Source organism: Sphingobium sp. VMM, assembly GCF_056790315.1.
Window position 1 is genome coordinate 411346 of record NZ_JBXGSI010000002.1, and the last position, 17436, is coordinate 428781.

Annotated in this window: 21 protein-coding genes; 8 read left to right on the forward strand and 13 right to left on the reverse strand. The window is 65.2% G+C overall.

What is annotated here, in order from left to right:
* Positions 1-81: 81 nt before the first annotated feature.
* On the reverse strand, positions 82-1413 hold the full coding sequence (locus ACUCV3_RS04415) for a dihydroorotase (protein WP_010339625.1): 1332 nt from the start codon (positions 1411-1413) through the stop codon (positions 82-84).
* 69 nt (positions 1414-1482) lie between these two features.
* Between ACUCV3_RS04415 and ygfZ the strand changes: the two genes are divergently transcribed.
* Both ygfZ and ACUCV3_RS04425 read left to right on the forward strand, forming a co-directional pair.
* Positions 1483-2220 (forward strand): CAF17-like 4Fe-4S cluster assembly/insertion protein YgfZ, encoded by a 738-nt coding sequence (gene ygfZ / locus ACUCV3_RS04420; RefSeq protein WP_010339624.1) that lies wholly within the window; start codon positions 1483-1485, stop codon positions 2218-2220.
* On the forward strand, positions 2217-2963 hold the full coding sequence (locus ACUCV3_RS04425) for a glutaminyl-peptide cyclotransferase (protein ID WP_010339623.1): 747 nt from the start codon (positions 2217-2219) through the stop codon (positions 2961-2963). The genes ygfZ and ACUCV3_RS04425 overlap by 4 nt, the downstream gene beginning before the upstream one ends.
* Positions 2964-3024: 61 nt before the next feature.
* Here the strand turns inward: ACUCV3_RS04425 and ACUCV3_RS04430 are convergent, their stop codons facing one another.
* The 11 genes from ACUCV3_RS04430 to coxB form a co-directional block, all read right to left on the reverse strand.
* A complete protein-coding gene (locus tag ACUCV3_RS04430; protein WP_010339622.1) occupies positions 3025-3291 on the reverse strand; it encodes an endonuclease domain-containing protein in 267 nt (88 codons plus the stop codon).
* A 166-nt stretch (positions 3292-3457) separates the two neighbouring features.
* Complete coding sequence (locus ACUCV3_RS04435; protein WP_010339621.1) at positions 3458-4327, reverse strand: RsmD family RNA methyltransferase; 870 nt, start codon at positions 4325-4327, stop codon at positions 3458-3460.
* A gap of 53 nt (positions 4328-4380) precedes the next feature.
* A complete protein-coding gene (gene thrC / locus ACUCV3_RS04440) occupies positions 4381-5781 on the reverse strand; it encodes a threonine synthase (RefSeq protein ID WP_010339620.1) in 1401 nt (466 codons plus the stop codon).
* 44 nt (positions 5782-5825) lie between these two features.
* Positions 5826-6467, reverse strand: coding sequence for an SURF1 family protein (locus tag ACUCV3_RS04445; protein ID WP_010339619.1), 642 nt, complete (start codon positions 6465-6467; stop codon positions 5826-5828).
* Positions 6464-6847: a DUF983 domain-containing protein gene (locus ACUCV3_RS04450; protein WP_010339618.1), complete on the reverse strand. Its 384-nt coding sequence runs from the start codon at positions 6845-6847 to the stop codon at positions 6464-6466. Before ACUCV3_RS04450 ends, ACUCV3_RS04445 begins: the two co-directional genes overlap by 4 nt.
* 10 nt (positions 6848-6857) lie before the next feature.
* Positions 6858-7688, reverse strand: a complete 831-nt coding sequence (locus tag ACUCV3_RS04455) for a cytochrome c oxidase subunit 3 (RefSeq protein WP_004208605.1) — start codon at positions 7686-7688, stop codon at positions 6858-6860.
* A 44-nt stretch (positions 7689-7732) separates the two neighbouring features.
* Positions 7733-8308, reverse strand: a complete 576-nt coding sequence (locus ACUCV3_RS04460) for a cytochrome c oxidase assembly protein (RefSeq protein WP_010339617.1) — start codon at positions 8306-8308, stop codon at positions 7733-7735.
* On the reverse strand, positions 8308-8445 hold the full coding sequence (locus ACUCV3_RS04465) for a hypothetical protein (protein ID WP_010339616.1): 138 nt from the start codon (positions 8443-8445) through the stop codon (positions 8308-8310). Before ACUCV3_RS04465 ends, ACUCV3_RS04460 begins: the two co-directional genes overlap by 1 nt.
* Positions 8442-9362: a heme o synthase gene (locus ACUCV3_RS04470; RefSeq protein ID WP_048937459.1), complete on the reverse strand. Its 921-nt coding sequence runs from the start codon at positions 9360-9362 to the stop codon at positions 8442-8444. The genes ACUCV3_RS04465 and ACUCV3_RS04470 overlap by 4 nt, the downstream gene beginning before the upstream one ends.
* Before the next feature lie 132 nt (positions 9363-9494).
* Positions 9495-11174, reverse strand: a complete 1680-nt coding sequence (gene ctaD / locus ACUCV3_RS04475) for a cytochrome c oxidase subunit I (protein WP_004208609.1) — start codon at positions 11172-11174, stop codon at positions 9495-9497.
* A 14-nt stretch (positions 11175-11188) separates the two neighbouring features.
* Positions 11189-12196 carry a cytochrome c oxidase subunit II gene (coxB, locus tag ACUCV3_RS04480; RefSeq protein ID WP_004208610.1) on the reverse strand — a complete coding sequence of 336 codons (1008 nt, stop codon included), beginning with the start codon at positions 12194-12196 and terminating at the stop codon, positions 11189-11191.
* A 284-nt stretch (positions 12197-12480) separates the two neighbouring features.
* Here coxB and pyrE point away from each other — a divergent pair, with 284 nt between their 5' ends.
* The 6 genes from pyrE to ACUCV3_RS04510 all read left to right on the forward strand — a co-directional run bounded on the left by pyrE (position 12481) and on the right by ACUCV3_RS04510 (position 16665).
* Positions 12481-13062, forward strand: coding sequence for an orotate phosphoribosyltransferase (pyrE, locus tag ACUCV3_RS04485; protein ID WP_004208611.1), 582 nt, complete (start codon positions 12481-12483; stop codon positions 13060-13062).
* Position 13063: 1 nt separating this feature from the next.
* The gene (locus ACUCV3_RS04490; protein WP_010339614.1) at positions 13064-13795 is read left to right on the forward strand and encodes a pyridoxine 5'-phosphate synthase; all 732 of its coding nucleotides are present in this window, start codon (positions 13064-13066) and stop codon (positions 13793-13795) included.
* A 13-nt stretch (positions 13796-13808) separates the two neighbouring features.
* Positions 13809-14210, forward strand: a complete 402-nt coding sequence (gene acpS / locus ACUCV3_RS04495; RefSeq protein WP_010339613.1) for a holo-ACP synthase — start codon at positions 13809-13811, stop codon at positions 14208-14210.
* Between the two features lie 35 nt (positions 14211-14245).
* Complete coding sequence (lepB, locus tag ACUCV3_RS04500) at positions 14246-15160, forward strand: signal peptidase I (protein WP_010339612.1); 915 nt, start codon at positions 14246-14248, stop codon at positions 15158-15160.
* Positions 15161-15189: 29 nt separating this feature from the next.
* Positions 15190-16272: an AI-2E family transporter gene (locus ACUCV3_RS04505; RefSeq protein ID WP_010339611.1), complete on the forward strand. Its 1083-nt coding sequence runs from the start codon at positions 15190-15192 to the stop codon at positions 16270-16272.
* A gap of 66 nt (positions 16273-16338) precedes the next feature.
* On the forward strand, positions 16339-16665 hold the full coding sequence (locus ACUCV3_RS04510; protein ID WP_004208616.1) for a hypothetical protein: 327 nt from the start codon (positions 16339-16341) through the stop codon (positions 16663-16665).
* A 139-nt stretch (positions 16666-16804) separates the two neighbouring features.
* Here ACUCV3_RS04510 and ACUCV3_RS04515 read toward each other — a convergent pair whose 3' ends face one another.
* Positions 16805-17386, reverse strand: coding sequence for an FKBP-type peptidyl-prolyl cis-trans isomerase (locus ACUCV3_RS04515; RefSeq protein WP_004208617.1), 582 nt, complete (start codon positions 17384-17386; stop codon positions 16805-16807).
* Positions 17387-17436: the final 50 nt, after the last annotated feature.

A 17436-nucleotide genomic window follows, 5' to 3' on the forward strand; every position in this document is an offset into this window, starting at 1 on the left:
TGAGATGGGTGGTTTCCCGCCATTCCCCTCCCGTTTACGGGAGGGGGCTGCAGGCCGTCGGTGGCGACGGCCTGATCCCGATCAGTTGAATTCGGTCGCCTCGAACCGGACCGGCTCGCCGACCGCCTGATTGGCCAGGCTGTCTTCCCACATCACGCGGTTGCCGCGGATGATGGTGCCGATCGCCTTGCCGGTCAGGTCCATGCCGTCGAACGGCGACCAGTCGCAGCGCGAGGCGAGCCAATCCTTGCCGACGGTCCATTTCTTCTTGAGGTCGACCACGGTGAAGTCGGCATCATAGCCGAGCGCGATCCGGCCCTTGCAGGTGAGGCCGAACACGCGCTGCGGCCCCGACGAGGTCAGTTCGATGAAGCGGCGCAGCGTCAGCCGCCCTTCGGCGACATGATTGAGCAGCAGCGGCACCAGCGTCTGCACGCCCGGCATGCCGCTGGGCGAGGCGGGATAGACCTTCGCCTTTTCCTCGATCGTGTGCGGCGCATGGTCGCTGCCCAGCACGTCGGGCACGCCCTGGTTGAGCCAGAACCACAGGCCGTCGCGATGCGCCGCGCTGCGGATCGGCGGGTTCATCTGGGCATAGGTGCCCAGGCGCGGATAGGCATCCTCGCCGGCCAGGGTCAGATGCTGCGGTGTGACTTCGCAGGTCGCGACATCCTTGTTCTGGCCGATATATTCCAGCTCCGCCGGGGTGGTGACGTGCAGGATGTGGATGCGGCGGCGCGCCTTGCGGGCGAGCGCGATGATCCGCTTCGTCGCGATCATCGCGCTTTCATCGTCGCGCCACACGGGATGCGAGGACGGATCGCCCTCGACCCGATAATCCTTGCGCGCGTTCATCCGCGTCTCGTCCTCGGCATGGATGGCGACGCGGCGGGTACCCGACGCCAGCACGCGGGCCAGCGCATTGTCATCATCCACCAGCAGGCTGCCGGTCGATGCGCCCATGAAGATCTTGACGCCGGACGTGCCGGGAATGCGCTCCAGTTCCTTCAACTGCTCGGCATTTTCTGCCGTCGCGCCGACATAGAAGGCATGGTCGCACCACATGCGGTGATGGGCGCGCTTCAGCTTGTCATGCACCCGCTCGGCAGTGTCGGTATTGGGATTGGTGTTGGGCATTTCGAACACGGCGGTGACGCCGCCCAGCACCGCGGCGCGGCTGCCCGATTCCAGATCCTCCTTATATTCCAGCCCCGGCTCGCGGAAATGCACCTGGCTGTCGATGCAGCCCGGCAGCACGTCAAGGCCGGTACAGTCGATCACTTCGCCCGCATCGCCAAGGCTGGTGCCGATGGCGACGATCTTGCCGCCGCGCACGCCCACATCCACCTGCTCCGCGCCGCCCGGCGTATGGACGGTGCCGTTCTTGAGGATCATGTCGAAGGTCTGGGTCATGGCGATATTCCTGTCTGCTGTTCGCGCGAACCGCTTGGCGAAGTCGTGCCGCCGTCCTACCTAAAGCCGATGACCGATACCACCCTTACCGACCGCGCGGTGCTGCGCATTTCCGGCGAAGAGGCGCGTCCCTTCCTGCAGGGGCTGCTGACCCGCGACGTGCTGACGCTGAAAGACGGCGAAGCGCGCTGGACCGCGCTGCTGACGCCGCAGGGCAAGGCGCTGTTCGACTTCATCCTGTGGGGCGATGACGGCGATATATTGATCGACTGCGAGGCGGCGCAGGCAGATGCGCTGGCCAAGCGGCTGACCATATACCGGCTGCGCCGCAAGGTGGTGATTGCCCGCGACGAGTCGCTGGCGGTGCATTGGGCGCTCGATGCCGCCGACAGACCCCGCGACCCGCGCCTGCCTGAACTGGGCGCGCGCTGGCTGGCGCCGGCGAGCGATGGCGACGCCGCCGCCGCGTTCCGCGCCCATCGGCTGTCGCTTGGGGTGTTCGAAGGCGCGGCGGAACTGGGGCAGGACCAGATTCTGTGGCTCGAAACCAATGCCGAGGAGCTGCACGGCGTCGATTATGACAAGGGCTGCTATGTCGGTCAGGAAAACACCGCCCGCATGCATTATCGCAACAAGGTGAACCGGCGGCTGGTCGCGGTGCCGCTGGAACAGGCCGACGAAAAGCGCCAGCGCGCCGCCCTGCCCGACCTTGGCCTCTCGATCGAACTGCAACGGGTGGAGGCGATCGCCCCCGCCACCCTGCCCGCCTGGCTCGCCACCGCGATCGCCGCGCAGGCCGCCGAATGAGGCAAGGGCTGCTGGCGCTCGCCTGCGCCCTTACCCTGACCGCGCCGGCCGGGGCGGAAACCCCCTGGACTTTGGTCAAGGCCTATCCGCATGATCCGGCGGCCTTCACCGAGGGTCTCTTCTACCTCGACGGCGCGCTTTATGAGAGCACCGGCCTTGAAGGCCAGTCGGAGATCCGCAAGGTCGCGCTCAAGACCGGCAAAGTCGAACAGCGCCGCGTGGTCGAGCAGCCCTATTTCGGCGAGGGCATCGTCAACTGGGGCGGTAAGCTGGTCAGCCTGACCTGGCGCCACCGCCAGGGCTTTGTCTGGAAGCTGGACGATTTCTCGCCCCTCTCCACCTTCCGCTATGAAGGCGAAGGCTGGGGCCTGACCCAGGATGGCCGGTCGATCATCATGAGCGACGGCAGCGCGCAGTTGCGCTTCCTCGATCCCGAGACGCTGAACGAACAGCGCCGCATCACCGTCACCTGGAACGGCCGCGCGGTCGATCGGCTGAACGAGCTGGAATGGGTCAAGGGCGAGATCTGGGCCAATGTCTGGTATGACACGAAGATCGCCCGGATCGACCCGCGCAGCGGCGGCGTGATCGACTGGATCGATGTCGCCCCGCTGCGCAAGCAGGCCGGCGTCACCGACAGCGAAGCCGTCGCCAACGGCATCGCCTATGACGCGAAGACCGACCGCGTCTTCATCACCGGCAAGAACTGGCCGAAACTGTTCGAAATCAAGGTCGGGAAGTAAGGCAACGCGCGTAATAGCCCTCTCCCGCAGGCGGGAGAGGGTTGGGTGAGGGTCTTCTTGCTTACGTCTCTCGAACGGCAAGCAATTCCAGCCTGATCCGCTCCACCACGCCGTCGAAATTCTCGACCACATCATGATTCCAGAACCGGTGGATCACATAGCCCGCCGATTGCAGCTGCGTCGTGCGCGACGCATCCGTCCGTTCATCATGCTGCCCGCCATCGATCTCGACGATGAAGCGATATTCGGCGCAGAGAAAATCGACCACGAATGGCCCGACCGTCGCCTGGCGCCGGAACTTGAAACCTTCAAGCTGGCGATTGCGCAAGACGGCCCATAGCCGTTGCTCACATTCAGTTGCGTTGCGCCGCAGACGTGAAGCGTTGGGACTGGTCGGGCCGATGCTGGGCATTGGCAGAGTCTATCATGAGGGCAGTCGTAGAAAAGCCCTCACCCAACCCTCTCCCGTAAACGGGAGAGGGCTTATAGGCGGTTTAGCGCTTCCAGCGCGCCCAGATGGCGGTGGGGAGCAGCAGGCCGCGGGCTTCCTCGCGCACGGTCAGTTCGCCCGCTTCCACCTCGCCGGGCAGGTCGGCAAAGGCTTGGCGTAGCAATTCGCCGATCGCCAGCGCGGACATGCGCACCGCATAGACGGTGAGGAACAGGAAGCGACTGTCCGCGTCCAGCAACTGGCGGCAATTGGCGATGAGGCCCGGCAGATCCTCCTCCAGCCGCCACACTTCGCCGTCGGGGCCGCGGCCATATTTGGGCGGGTCGAGCAATATGCCGTCATAGCGGCGGCCGCGCCGCACTTCGCGCGCGACGAACTTGGCCGCATCCTCGACGATCCAACGGATCGGCCGGCCGCCCATGCCCGACAGGTCGGCGTTCGCCCGCGCCTGCGCCACCGATTTCTTCGACGCATCGACATGGACCATGCGCGCGCCGGCCGCCGACATGCCAAGCGTCCCGACGCCGGTATAACCGAACAGGTTCATGACCTCGGCCTCGGGCTTGTCGGCGGTGCTGGCGCGCATGAAATCCCACACCGGCGCCATGTCGGGGAAGAAGCCGAGATGGCGGAAGGGGGTACAGCTCGACTGGAAGGTCACTTCCTTCCAGTGCAGCGGCCAGCCCTCGGCCGGGACCGGCTTGTCATAATACCAGCGGCCGCCGCCATCCTCGTCAGAGCCGGGGATGAATTCGCCGTCGGCGCGCCAGTCTTCGGTCGCCGGCGCCCACATCGCCTGCGGTTCGGGGCGGATGAAGCGGAAACGGCCATAGCGTTCGAGCTTGCGACCGTTGCCCGAGTCGATCAGGCCATAGTCGGACCAGGGTTCGCCGATGAGAGTCTTGAGTTCCATTTCGGCCTCATCGTCTCTTGCGCCGCTCCTGTCGAGAGGGGATCAACCCGCGATCAGCCGCGCGGCGTCGCCCGCTCCGCGACATAGGCGGTCACCGCCTCGAACGTGCCGGGCAGCTTGGCATAGCTTTCCTCGCGCGCGAACAGGTCGCCGACCCGTGCAGGCAGCGGTGGCCGCGTGCCGGTCGCCCGCTCCACCGCGTCGCGGAACTTGGCGGCATGGGCGGTCGCCAGCGTCACCACCGGGATCGACGGGTCGATGTCCGCCTCGCGCGCGGCGGCGAGGCCGATGGCGCTGTGCGGGTCGATCACCTGGCCGGCGGCGTCGAACGCCCAGCGCATCGCCATGGTCATGCCGTCGGCATCGATCCGGGCGGAGGTGAACAGGTTCGCCGCGCCCTCGCGCTGAGCATTGGTGAGGCGCATCGCCTTGCTCGCCTCGAAACCCTGCATCTGCTGGGCGAGCGCAACGCCGTCACGGCCGCCGGCATCGAACAGCAGCCGCTCGAAATTGGAGCTGACCTGAATGTCCATGCTGGGCGTCGCGGTCGGCACGACCTGGCCCTGGCTATAGTCGCCCTCCGACAAAGCGCGGTGCAATATGTCGTTGACGTTGGTGGCGACCACCAGCTTGGCGATCGGCAGGCCCATTTTCGACGCGACATAGCCGGCGAAGACATCGCCGAAATTGCCGGTCGGCACCGAGAAGGCAATCGGGCGATCGGGCGCGCCCAGCCGCACGGCGGCGTAGAAATAATAGACGACCTGCGCCATCAGCCGCGCCCAGTTGATGCTGTTCACCGCCGACAGGTTGAAGCGCGCCTTGAAGTCAGCGTCGTTGAACATGCGCTTCACCAGCGCCTGCGCATCGTCGAAGCTGCCGTCGATCGCGATGTTGTAGACATTGGGCGCCAGCACCGTGGTCATCTGGCGGCGCTGCACGTCGGACACCCGGCCCTCGGGATGCAGCATGAAGATGTCGACCTTCTCGCGGCCGGCGACCGCGTCGATCGCGGCCGAACCGGTGTCGCCCGATGTGGCGCCGACGATGGTCAGATGGTCGTCGCGGCGCGACAGGAAGCGCTCGAACAGCTGGCCGAGCAGCTGGAGCGCGACATCCTTGAACGCCAGGGTCGGACCATGGAACAGCTCCAGCATCCAGTGGCGATTGTCGAGCTGGACCAGCGGCGTCACCGCGTCATGGCTGAACCGGCCATAGGCAGCGGTGCACAGCTCACGCAGTTCCTCTTCGCTCAGCGATCCGGCGACGAACGGCGCCATGACGCGCACGGCGGTTTCGACATAGGAAAGGCCAGCGAGGGCGCGAATGTCGGCAGCGGAAAATTGCGGCCAGCTCTCCGGCACATAAAGCCCACCGTCGGACGCCAGGCCCGCCAGCGTGACATCTTCAAAACCGAGCGCCGGTGCGCTTCCCCTGGTGCTGACATATTGCATAATGGGAAAGCGCGGTAGCGACGCGCGCGCGCCGGGGCAAGCCTTTACGACGGCCTTGGCGGCTCCGCATTGCGTCGGCGCAGGACAAGCAGATAGATTATTGCCGCCAGCGCGGCAAAAATGAACCATTGCACCGCATAGGCGAGATGATTGTTGGGCACGTCGGCGGTGCTGGGCGGTGCCATGGGTTTCAGGCCCGGCGGTGCGGCGCGCGCGACCAGCATCGGCCGCAGCGGCATGGTCCTGCCCCCTGCCCGCGCGATCAGCGAGCGATGATCGGGCTCCTGCGAAATCCAGCCTTCGACCTGCCCGCCGGTCCAGGCCGGTTTGTCATCCGGCTTCTGGCCGACGCCGACAGCGACCAGCGCGCCCGGCCCTTCGGCGCCGGTCGTGCATTGGGCGATATGGCGATAGCCGGTCGATCCGTCGGCGGCGCGCCCGGCCTCCACCTGCCAGCCGACGACGCGCAGGCAATGGACCGACGACGGGCGGAACAGAAGTTCATCGGGCACCGGCGGCATTTTGGGGAAGGCGACGGCCGGGCGCGACACATTGCTGGCCGCCAACGCCAGCATGGTTTCCTTCTCGCCCCGGCGCTGCAACTGCCAGATGCCGAGCGCGATCATGACAGCGATCGCGACACAGACCAGCACGGTCGGAACAATCGGGATGCGCCGTCCGCTCATGCGTCCTTCTTCTCCACCACCCGTCCCTCGCGGGCATTTTTGCGATATTCGACCGTCAGCAGCGCGCCCTTGGCGACGCGCAGGCTGCCGACCACGGCGCCGGCGGTCAGCGGCGCCCAGAGCAGCAGGTGCAGCCACAGCGGCGGATGGACCGTCAGTTCCAGCGTGAGCGCCAGCGCGACCATGACCGCGCCGATGATCAGCGTCAGGAAAGCCGCCGGCCCGTCGCCGACATTATATTGGCCATAGTCCAGCCCGCACTGGCGACAGCGCGACGCAAAACGCACCGGCCCTTCGAACAGGGTCGGTGCGCTGCAACGGGGGCAAAGGCCGCGGGCGGAGGCCGCAAGCAGGTCCATGCCTGTCGCCTTCGCCGTCATGCTTGAATCATCAGCCGCCGTGGATCGGCGCGCCCCAGCCGCCCCAGACATAGATGGCGGCGAACAGGAACAGCCACACCACGTCGACGAAATGCCAGTACCAGGCGGCCGCTTCAAAGCCGAAATGCTGGCGCGGGGTGAAGTCGCCCTTATAGGCGCGGATCAGGTTCACCACCAGGAAGATGGTGCCGACCAGCACATGGAAGCCATGGAAGCCGGTCGCCATATAGAAGGCCGAGCTATAGGGCGAACCGCCGAACGGGAACGGCGCGTGCATATATTCATAGGCCTGGATGCAGCTGAACAGCGCGCCCAGGATCACCGTACACCACAGGCCCTTTTTCAGCCCTTCGCGATCGCCGTGGATCAGCGCATGATGCGCCCAGGTGACGGTGGTGCCCGAGCAGAGCAGGATCAGCGTGTTGAGCAAGGGCAGCTCGAACGCGTTCATCACCTCGATGCCCTTGGACGGGAACATGCCCTCGATCGGCGCCAGTTCGCTGGGGAAGAGGGAGAAGTCGAAAAAGGCCCAGAACCAGCCGACGAAGAACATGACTTCGGACGCGATGAACAGGATCATGCCATAGCGCAGATGCAGCTGAACCACCGGCGTATGATCGCCGGCATGCGCCTCGGCGATCACATTGCTCCACCAGCTGAACATGGTGAAGAGGACACCGGCCACACCGATCAGGAAGATCCAGCCACCGCCGGCGGGCATCGCGTCGGGATGCATCCACATGATCGCGCCCATCGCCATCACCAGCGCCGACATCGAGCCGAACAGCGGCCAGATGCTGGGCGGAAGGATATGATAATCGTGGTTCTTGGCGCCTGCCATGACGGTTTCTACCTCTTCCCTGTTTTTCGGTTATTCTCGTCAGCTTAGCTTGGCTGCTTCCCCTGCTCAACAGGATAGAAGGTGTAGCTGAGCGTTATCTGCTGCGTGTCCTTGTTGTCGGGATCCTGCAATATCTTGGGATCGACATAATAGATCACCGGCATGCGCACTTCTTCACCGGGCTGCAGCGTCTGCTGGGTGAAGCAGAAGCATTGGATCTTGGTGAAATAGGCGCCAGCCTGGGTCGGCGTGACGTTGAAACTGGCGGTGCCGGTCACCGGCTTGTCGGACAGGTTCTTCGCAATGAAAATCGCCATGTCGCGGGCGCCGACGGTCACCGTGTCGGTGCGATGTTCGGGGCGAAATTCCCAGGGCATGCCGGGCTGGACATTGGAATCGAAGCGGATCGACATGGTCCGCCCGGCCACCGGGGTCAGCTTCACATCGGCCGCCGCGCGCTGGGTCGTGCCGCCGAAACCGGTCGTCTGACAGAAGATGCGGTAGAGCGGGACCGAGGCGAAGCCGAGGCCAAGCATCGCCAGGCCGATGCCCGCCATCGCCACCAGCGTCCGCCGGTTGCGGCGGTCGCGGTCAAAGGGCGAGGGCGGGAGCGAGGCCATCAGATATTATGGCTCGCGCCGATCTTCGCCAAAGTGATGGCGAAGAAGAGGATGGCGAGGAAGCCGAGCAGCAGCCCGGTCACCAGCGCACGGGACTTTTGCCGTGCGCGCACCTGATCCTGATCTTCCGGACTCATGCCAGCAGCCAGCGGTCGACGACCACTGCCCCGAACAGCAGGAAGAGATACAGGATCGAATATTTGAACAGCCGCTTTTCCGGCGCCATGCGCGCGGGATCGGTTTCGCGGCGCAGATAGACCTGGAAGGCCATGGCCGCGAAGATCGCGGTGCCCACCAGCGCCGCCGTGCCATAGATCGCGCCGGTCAGTTGCAGCGCGACCGGAGCCAGCGCGGCAACCGCCATGATGAAGGTGTAGAAGAGGATCTGGCGCCGGGTCACGACCTCGCCCGACACGACCGGCAGCATCGGGATGCCGGCGGCGGCATAATCGGTCTTCACGAATAGCGCGAGCGCCCAGAAATGGGGCGGCGTCCAGAAGAAGATCAGCATGAACAGCGCAATCGGCAGCGCGGTGATGTCGCCCGTCACCGCCGCCCAGCCGATCACCGGCGGGAAGGCGCCGGCCGCGCCGCCGATGACGATATTCTGCGCCGTCCGGGGCTTCAGCCAGATGGTATAGATGAAGACATAGAAGAGGATCGAGACGGTCAGCACCGCAGCGGCCAGCCAGTTGGTCGCCATCCCCATCAGGATCACCGAGAAGAAGGACAGGCCGACGCCGAAATGCAGCGCCGTCTGCCGCTCCATCCGGCCGGCGGGCAGCGGCCGGCTGGCGGTGCGCTTCATCTTGGCGTCGATGTCGGCTTCCCACCACTGGTTGAGCGCGGCGGCCGCGCCGGCGCCCAGCGCGATGCACAATATCGCGGTAAAGCCCAGCACCGGATGGATATGGCCGGGCGCGGCGAGCAGCCCGCACAGGCCCGTGAACACCACAAGCGTCATCACGCGCGGCTTGGTCAGCGCGACGAAATCGCGCCAATGAGCGGGCAGGACGGGGGCATTAGCCCCGGACGAAAGCGGCGAACTGGCCATAAACTCCTCTTCGATCAGCCGGCGCCCCATACAGGCCCTGACCGATTCCGGCAAATGGACAGACGGTCCTACCCATCTGCCCCGCCGCAGGGGGATGGAGTGCCCGGTCTAGGCCGGGCACCCGCATGGCAATCAGTCGATGACCGGCAGGGTCTCGAACTGGTGATAGGGCGGCGGGCTGGTCAGCGTCCATTCCAGCGTCGTCGCGCCTTCGCCCCAGGGATTGCCCTCGGCGCGTCTGCCGGCGAACAGCGACCAGAAGACATTGACCAGGAAGATCAGCACGCCGACCGCCATGATCTCATAGCCGTGGGTCGCGATCTTGTTCCAATAGGCGAACGCCTCGGGATAGTCGGGATAACGGCGCGGCATGCCGCTCAGGCCCAGGAAGTGCATCGGGAAGAACAGCAGGTTCACGCCGATGAAGAAGACCCAGAAATGGAGCTGGCCCAGCACTTCATTATACATGCGCCCCGTCATTTTCGGGAACCAGTAATAGAAGCCCGCGAACAGCGAGAAGACCGCGCCCAGCGAGAGCACATAGTGGAAGTGCGCGACCACATAATAGGTGTCGTGCAGCACGTCATCGACGCCGCCATTGGCCAGCACCACGCCGGTCACGCCGCCCACGGTGAACAGGAAGATGAAGCCCAGCGCCCATACCATCGGCGTCTTGAAGCTGATCGACCCGCCCCAGATGGTGGCGATCCACGAGAAAATCTTGATGCCGGTCGGCACCGCGATGACCATGGTGGCGGCGGTGAAATACATCTTCACATTCACCGACATGCCGGTGGTGAACATGTGGTGCGCCCAGACGACGAAGCCGACCACGCCGATCGCGACCATGGCATAGGCCATGCCGAGATAGCCGAACACCGGCTTGCGGCTGAAGGTCGAGACGATCTGGCTGACGATGCCGAAGCCCGGCAGGATCATGATATAGACTTCGGGGTGGCCGAAGAACCAGAAAAGATGCTGGTAGAGTTCGGGATCGCCGCCACCGGCCGCATCATAGAAGGTGGTGCCGAAATTGCGGTCGGTCAGCAGCATGGTGATCGCCGCGGCCAGAACCGGCAGCGCGAGCAGCAGCAGGAAGGCGGTAACCAGCACCGACCAGACGAACAGCGGCATCTTGTGCAGGGTCATGCCCGGCGCACGCATGTTGAGGATGGTGGTGATGAAGTTGATCGCGCCCAGGATCGAGCTGGCGCCGGCGATGTGCAGCGACAGGATCGCCATGTCGACGGCCGGGCCGGCCGACCCGCTGGTCGACAGTGGCGCATAGACGGTCCAGCCGGTGCCCGCGCCATTGCCGGTGCCGCCGGGCACGAAGGTGGAGCCGAGCAGCAGCAGGAAGGCGGGGATGAGCAGCCAGAAGCTGATATTGTTCATCCGCGGGAAGGCCATGTCCGGCGCGCCGATCATGATCGGCACGAACCAGTTGCCAAAGCCGCCGATGATCGCGGGCATCACCATGAAGAAGACCATGATCAGGCCATGGGCGGTGATCAGCACGTTCCAGAGGTGATAGGCCTGGTCCAGCGTCGCGGCGGGACCGTCGCTCCACTGCGCCCAGATATGCAGGAACTGGATGCCCGGCTCGCGCAATTCCATGCGCATCAGGCCGGAAATGGCGCCGCCGATCAGGCCGGCCATGATCGCGAAGATCAGATAGAGGGTGCCGATGTCCTTGTGGTTGGTGGACATGAACCAGCGCTGGAAGAAGGCCGGCTTGTGGTCGGCATCATGATGATCATGGGCATGGTCGCCATGATGATCGCCATGATGGTCGGCGGTGATGGTGGTCATGACGTTCCTACCCCTCAGATCTTCTTTTCAGCAGTAGCGGCAGCGGCTTCAGCCGTCTTCTCCGCCGCTGCGCCCTTCAGCGTGCCGCCCTGCGACTGGACCCACTGGTCGAACTGAGCCGGGGGCAGCGCCTCGATCGCGATCGGCATGAAGCCGTGGCGTGCGCCGCACAGTTCCGAACATTGGCCATAATAGACGCCCGGCTTCTCGATGGTGAAGCTCTTCTCGTTCAGGCGTCCGGGCACGGCGTCCATCTTCACCCAGAGCGAAGGCACGGCAAAGCTGTGGATCACGTCGGCGCCGGTGATGATCAGCTTGACCGGACGACCGACCGGCAGGACCAGGCGATTGTCGGGCGCGAGCAGATAGGGCTCGCCATTTTCCTTCGCCTTGTCCTCGGGCAGCATGTTCGACACGAATTCGGGGATACCGTTGTCGGGATATTCATAGCCCCAATACCATTGATAGCCGGTGACCTTCACGGTCAGCGCATCCTTGGGCGCGGGCTTATACTGGTCGGCCAGCAGGCCGATCGAGGGAATCGCGATCACCAGCAGGATGAGGACCGGGACCAGCGTCCACACCACTTCGATGACAGTGTTGTGGGAGGTCTTGGACGGCACCGGGTTGGCGGAGCGGCGATAGCGCACCATCACATAGAGCATCAGCAGCAGCACGAAGACCGAGATGATGGTGATGAGCGGCAGCAGCATCTTGTCGTGCAGCCAGCGCGCGGTGTGGCCGGTGGAGGTGAACTGCTCCTGCAGCGTGATCTCGCCGGGCTTGGGCATGCCGATGCCTTCGGTCGGCTTCATCCGCGGCGGCGCGGCGACCTTGGCGGCGGGCGCGGCTTCGGCCGCAGGGGCCGTCGCATTGTCGGGTGATTCGGTCGATATAGCTGCATTGTCAGCAGCGGGGGCGGCAGCGGCGGCATTCTCCTGCGCCAATGCCATCGGGCTCATCACCGTTGCCGGCGCCATTGCCAGCAAGCCGGCCAGAATGAGCGATCTCACCTTTTTCATAGCCTCATCTACCCCTAACCCCTTGTTGCCGCTGCAACGGGAACGTCCACTTTCGCGTCGTGCCCGCCCGTTCGGTCTATGTGGCGGCTTATAGGCAACGAATTTTTCTGCCTCAAGTCAGTGTGGACCAGATTTTCTTCGCTGTTGCAACGCCTCCCGCTCCCGCCTATCTCGCACCTCGCGCACAGGTGCGCGATCATGGGCATGTCATGCCCGTGCGATATGGGCGGGCCGGGCGCCGTTTTTGCGCGACCTCCCGCAACGGAATAGTGGAACAGGGCGGAATGACCGACGAAGAAGTATTGGCAGAATTCCGGGCAGCAGGTGCGCTGCTCGAAGGACATTTCATCCTGTCGTCGGGCCGCCGCAGCGCCAATTACCTGCAGTGCGCCCGCGTGCTGATGAATGCCGAGCGCGCCGGCAAGCTGGCCCGCGCCACCGTGCAGCAGCTGCCGCGCGAGCTGCGCCAGGAGATCGACCTGGTCGTGTCGCCCGCCATGGGCGGCCTGATCATCGGCCATGAAGTCGGCCGCGCGCTCGACAAGGATGCGGTGTTCCTCGAACGGCCCGAGGGCGTGTTCGAACTGCGCCGCGGCTTTGCCATATCGCCGGGGCAGAAAGTGCTGATGGTGGAAGACGTCGTCACCACCGGCCTGTCCTCGCGCCAGGCGATCGAGGCGGTCGAGCGCGAAGGCGGCATCGTCGTCGCCGAAGTGGCGCTGGTCGATCGTTCGGCCGGCGAAGTGGACCTGGGCGTCCCCTTCTACCCGCTCGTGAGCATCAATTTCCCGGTCTATGACGCCGATCAGCTGCCGCCCGAACTGGAAGCGGTGCCAGCGATCAAGCCCGGCAGCCGGAAGCAATAAGATGGCCGCCGTTCCGCTGCGCCTGGGGGTCAATATCGACCATGTGGCGACGATCCGCAACGCGCGGGGCGGCGAACATCCCGATCCGGTCAAGGCCGCGCTGCTGGCGGTGAAGGCCGGCGCCAACGGCATCACCGCGCATCTGCGCGAGGATCGCCGCCATATCCGCGACGAGGATATCGCGATGCTGATGGCGGCGCTCGACGTGCCGCTGAACCTGGAAATGGCGGCGACGCAGGAAATGCTGGGCATCGCCCTCAAGCACAAGCCGCATGCCGCCTGCATCGTGCCGGAAAAGCGCGAGGAGCGCACGACCGAGGGCGGCCTGGACGCCGCCGGCCAGATCGAAGTGCTGCGCCCGATCGTCGCCGCACTCACCGAGGCCGGCATCCGCGTCAGCCTGTTCATCGAGGCCGACGCCGCCCAGATCGAGGCCGCGATCCAGCTTGGCGCGCCCGTGGTCGAATTTCATACCGGCGCCTATGCCCATCTGACCGGCGAGGCCCGCGCGGTCGAGCTGCGCCGCATTGCCGACGCCGCCGCGCTCGCCGCCAAGAACGGCATCGAGCCGCATGCCGGCCATGGCCTCACCTTCGACAATGTCGCGCCGATCGCCGCCATCCCGCAGATCGCCGAACTCAATATCGGCCATTTCCTGATCGGCGAGGCGATCTTCGGCGGGCTGGAAGCCAGCATCCGCGAAATGCGGCGCCAGATGGACCTGGCCCGATGAAGGCCGCCAAAGCGTGATCATCGGCCTCGGCTCCGATCTCTGCAATATCGAGCGGATCCAGAATTCGCTCGACCGCTTCGGCGACCGGTTCGTCCAGCGCGTCTTCACCGATGTCGAACAGGCCAAGGCGGAACGCCGGCCGTTTACCAAAGCCGGCACGCTGGCCAAGCGCTTCGCCGCCAAGGAGGCCTTTTCCAAGGCGGTCGGCACCGGTTTCAAGGCCGGCGTCTTCATGAAGGATATCGGCGTCGTCAACGCGCCCAGCGGCGCCCCCACGCTGGCGCTGTCCGGCGGTGCCGCACAGCGGCTGGCATCGATGGTGCCGGCGGGCTACAAGCCGGTCATTCACCTGACGCTCACGGACGATCATCCATGGGCGCAGGCCTTCGTCATCATCGAGGCGCTGCCGCTTTGAGCGGGCCGCCCTCCCCATCCGAGCATAGCCCTTCCATGACGGCAGTCGACATGACCCAAACCGACCCCCTGCCCCCCGCCGCGCCCGAAACGGCAGCCGACGACAAGGAGGCAGGCAATAGCGGGGCCGGCAACAGCGGGGTGAACTGGTGGCATGAGGTGAAGAGCATCGTGCTGCTCATCCTCGCCGTGCTGGCCTTTCACAGCTTCGTCGCCAAGCCCTTCTACATCCCGTCGGAATCGATGATGCCGGTGCTGCTGAAGGGCGACCGGCTGGTGGTGAGCAAATTCCCCTATGGCTGGTCCTATGTCAGCCCCAGCTTCCATCCGCTGCCCTTCCTGAAGGGGCGCATCCTGGGCCATCTGCCCGAGCGTGGCGACATCGTCATCGTCTCGCCCCAGAACCGGCGCGAGGATTATATCAAGCGGGTCATCGGCCTGCCCGGCGACATTGTCGAGGTGCGCGGCGGTCAGGTGATCCTGAACGGCGTGCCGGTGCCGCAGAAGGTGCTCAAGCCCCTGCGCATAGCGGTCGACGGCAACGCCCCCTGCCCGCCGATGCAGTTCCCTGGCGCGCTGGTGACCGACAAGGCGGGCAAGAGCTGGTGCGAACTGCCGGTGCGGCAGGAAGTGCTGCCCAACGGCAAGACCTATGTCACGATCGACATGGGGCCGAGCGCGCTCGACTGGTATGGCCCGGTCCGCGTGCCCGCCGACCATGTCTTTCTGATGGGCGACAATCGCGACAACAGCGCCGACAGCCGCGCGCCGCTGGAGGAAAATGGCCTGGGCGGCCCGGTGCCGTGGGAAGCGATCGGCGGTCGCGCCGAATTCATCACCTTCAGCCTGGACGGCGATTCGAGCTGGAATCCGATCAGCTGGCTCCATGCCTTCCGTGGCGGCCGTGCCGGGAACAGCCTGCGCCCCCAGAGCGTTACCGAGGCGAAATAGTTCACAGCATCTGACAGGGGGTTCCGGGTTTGAGCGACGCGCAGCAGCATATCGAGCAACCCGGCCCCAGCGAATTGCGCAGCCCGCTGGTCCAGCATGAGATCAAGCGGGCGGGCGTCTGGTTCGCGATGGCGATCGGCATCGCGCTGATCGTGCTGCTGGCCCAGCCGATCATGCTGATCCTGGGCGCGCTGGTCTTCACCACCATGATGGATGGCGGCACCCGCCTCTTGGGCCGCGTGCTGCCGATCGGCCGGGGCTGGCGCCTGACGATCGTGTTGCTCGCCGTCGTCGCCTTCCTCGCCTACACCTTCTACCTCACCGGCTCCAGCCTGGCCGCCCAGGCGCAGGCGATGCGCACCATCGTCGAGGCGCAGGTGGAGCGGGTCGGCGGCTGGATGCAGCAGCTTGGCATCACCACCACGCCCGAAGACCTCAAGGGCCTGGCCCAGCAGGCAATGAGTTCCATGGGCCGGGTCACCGCCGCCGTCGGCACCGCCGTCGGCGCGATCACCAGCGGCGTCATGATGCTGGTGCTGGCCATCTTCATCGCGGTCGAACCCAAGCTGTACGAGCGCGGCGTCGCCTGGATGCTGCCGATGGACAAGCGCGCCCATTTCTACACCGTCGCCGACAAGATGGCCTTCACCTTGCGCCGGCTGATGTTCGGCCGGCTGATCGGCATGACGGTGGAGGGCGTGGGCGTATGGCTGCTGCTGTGGGCGGGCGGCGTGCCGATGGCGGGCCTGCTCGGCATCCTCACCGGCCTGCTCGCCTTCCTGCCCAATATCGGCGCGATCATCTCGGGCGTGCTGATCGTCCTTGTCGGCTTTTCCGGCGGCACCCATACCGGCCTCTATGCCTTTGGCGTCTACATGGCGGTGCAGATCATCGACGGCTATCTGATCGTGCCGATGGTGGCCAAGCGCGCAACCGACCTGGCCCCGGCACTGGTGCTGGCGGCGCAGATATTGCTCGGTGCGCTGTTCGGCATCCTCGGCCTGTTCCTGGCCGATCCGATCGTCGCCATGATCAAGGTCTATCTGGAGGAACGGTCCAAGGCTCTGGCAGGGCAGACCATCCTGAAAAGCGACGATAAAAACGGCGATTGACGAATGCGTCCCGGAACGTAACGATTGCTCCTGCGCTTCTATCCTAAAGCGAAAGGAGAGAATGGCATGACCGTGGCAATGGAGCAGCAGAAGAAGCTGCATTTCGAACTGACCAATGTCGGCATGCGGGCCCAGGCGACCGCCGCCGGAATGGTCCAGCTCTGCCGGGAACTGCATCGGGCCGGCATCCTCGACAATGACGCACTGGAACGGATCAAGTCGGCGATCGCCGACGATATCGACATTGGCGCACCGCGTTCGGTGTCCTGCGTCGAATATCGGCGCGACGTGAAGGCGCGACTCGACCGCCTGTTCACCGGCGAGGAAAAGATTGGCAGCGCCGAAGGCCTCGCCTTCCCGCCATCGGCGCCCGGCGATCAGGCCAGCCTCTGAGCATTTGTCCGGACTGCGCCTCTGGCGCAGCCGCACCGCATCAAAAATGCGCCCTTTCGCGCATTTTTCAGACAACCTCTAACCACCAAAGAAAAAGGGCCCGGAAACCGGGCCCTTCTCTACTCTCGGATCGATCGGATCAGTTGCCCGGCACGCCCTGCGGAACGGCGCCCTGCGGCATGCCACCCTGCATCTGCTGCATCCGCTGCTGCATCTGCATGATTTCCGCGCGCGACTTGAAGTCGTGCAGCTGGACATCGAACACCAGCACCGAATTGGCCGGGATCGGGCCGGCGGCCTGTTCGCCATAGCCAAGCTGCGGCGGGATCCACAGGCGATATTTGCCGCCCTTCTTCATCTTCTGCAGGCCTTCGGAGAAGCCCGGCACCACGCCATCGACCGGCATCGGCGTCTGCGGATTCTCGTCGAACACGGTGCCGTCGAGCAGCGTGCCCTTATAGCCCACCAGCGCAACGTCGGCGGTCGTCGGGCTCGGCCCGCTGCCTTCCTCCAGCACCTGGTACTGCAGGCCCGACTCGGTCGTCACCACGCCCTTGGCATGGGCGTTCTGCGTCAGGAAGGCGGCCGGCGATGCTTCCACGCCCTGCTGCCCTGCCCAGGCCAGACCACCGGCCGCCAGCGCGATCGCGGCGACACCGATCCAGAGTCGCGTCAGCGACCCCTTGGCGATAGGACGAAGGGGGACAGCCGTCGTGGACATGGGCGAACGCCTCGCAATGAAGAACGGGAAATCAGCAAAGAGTCAGGACG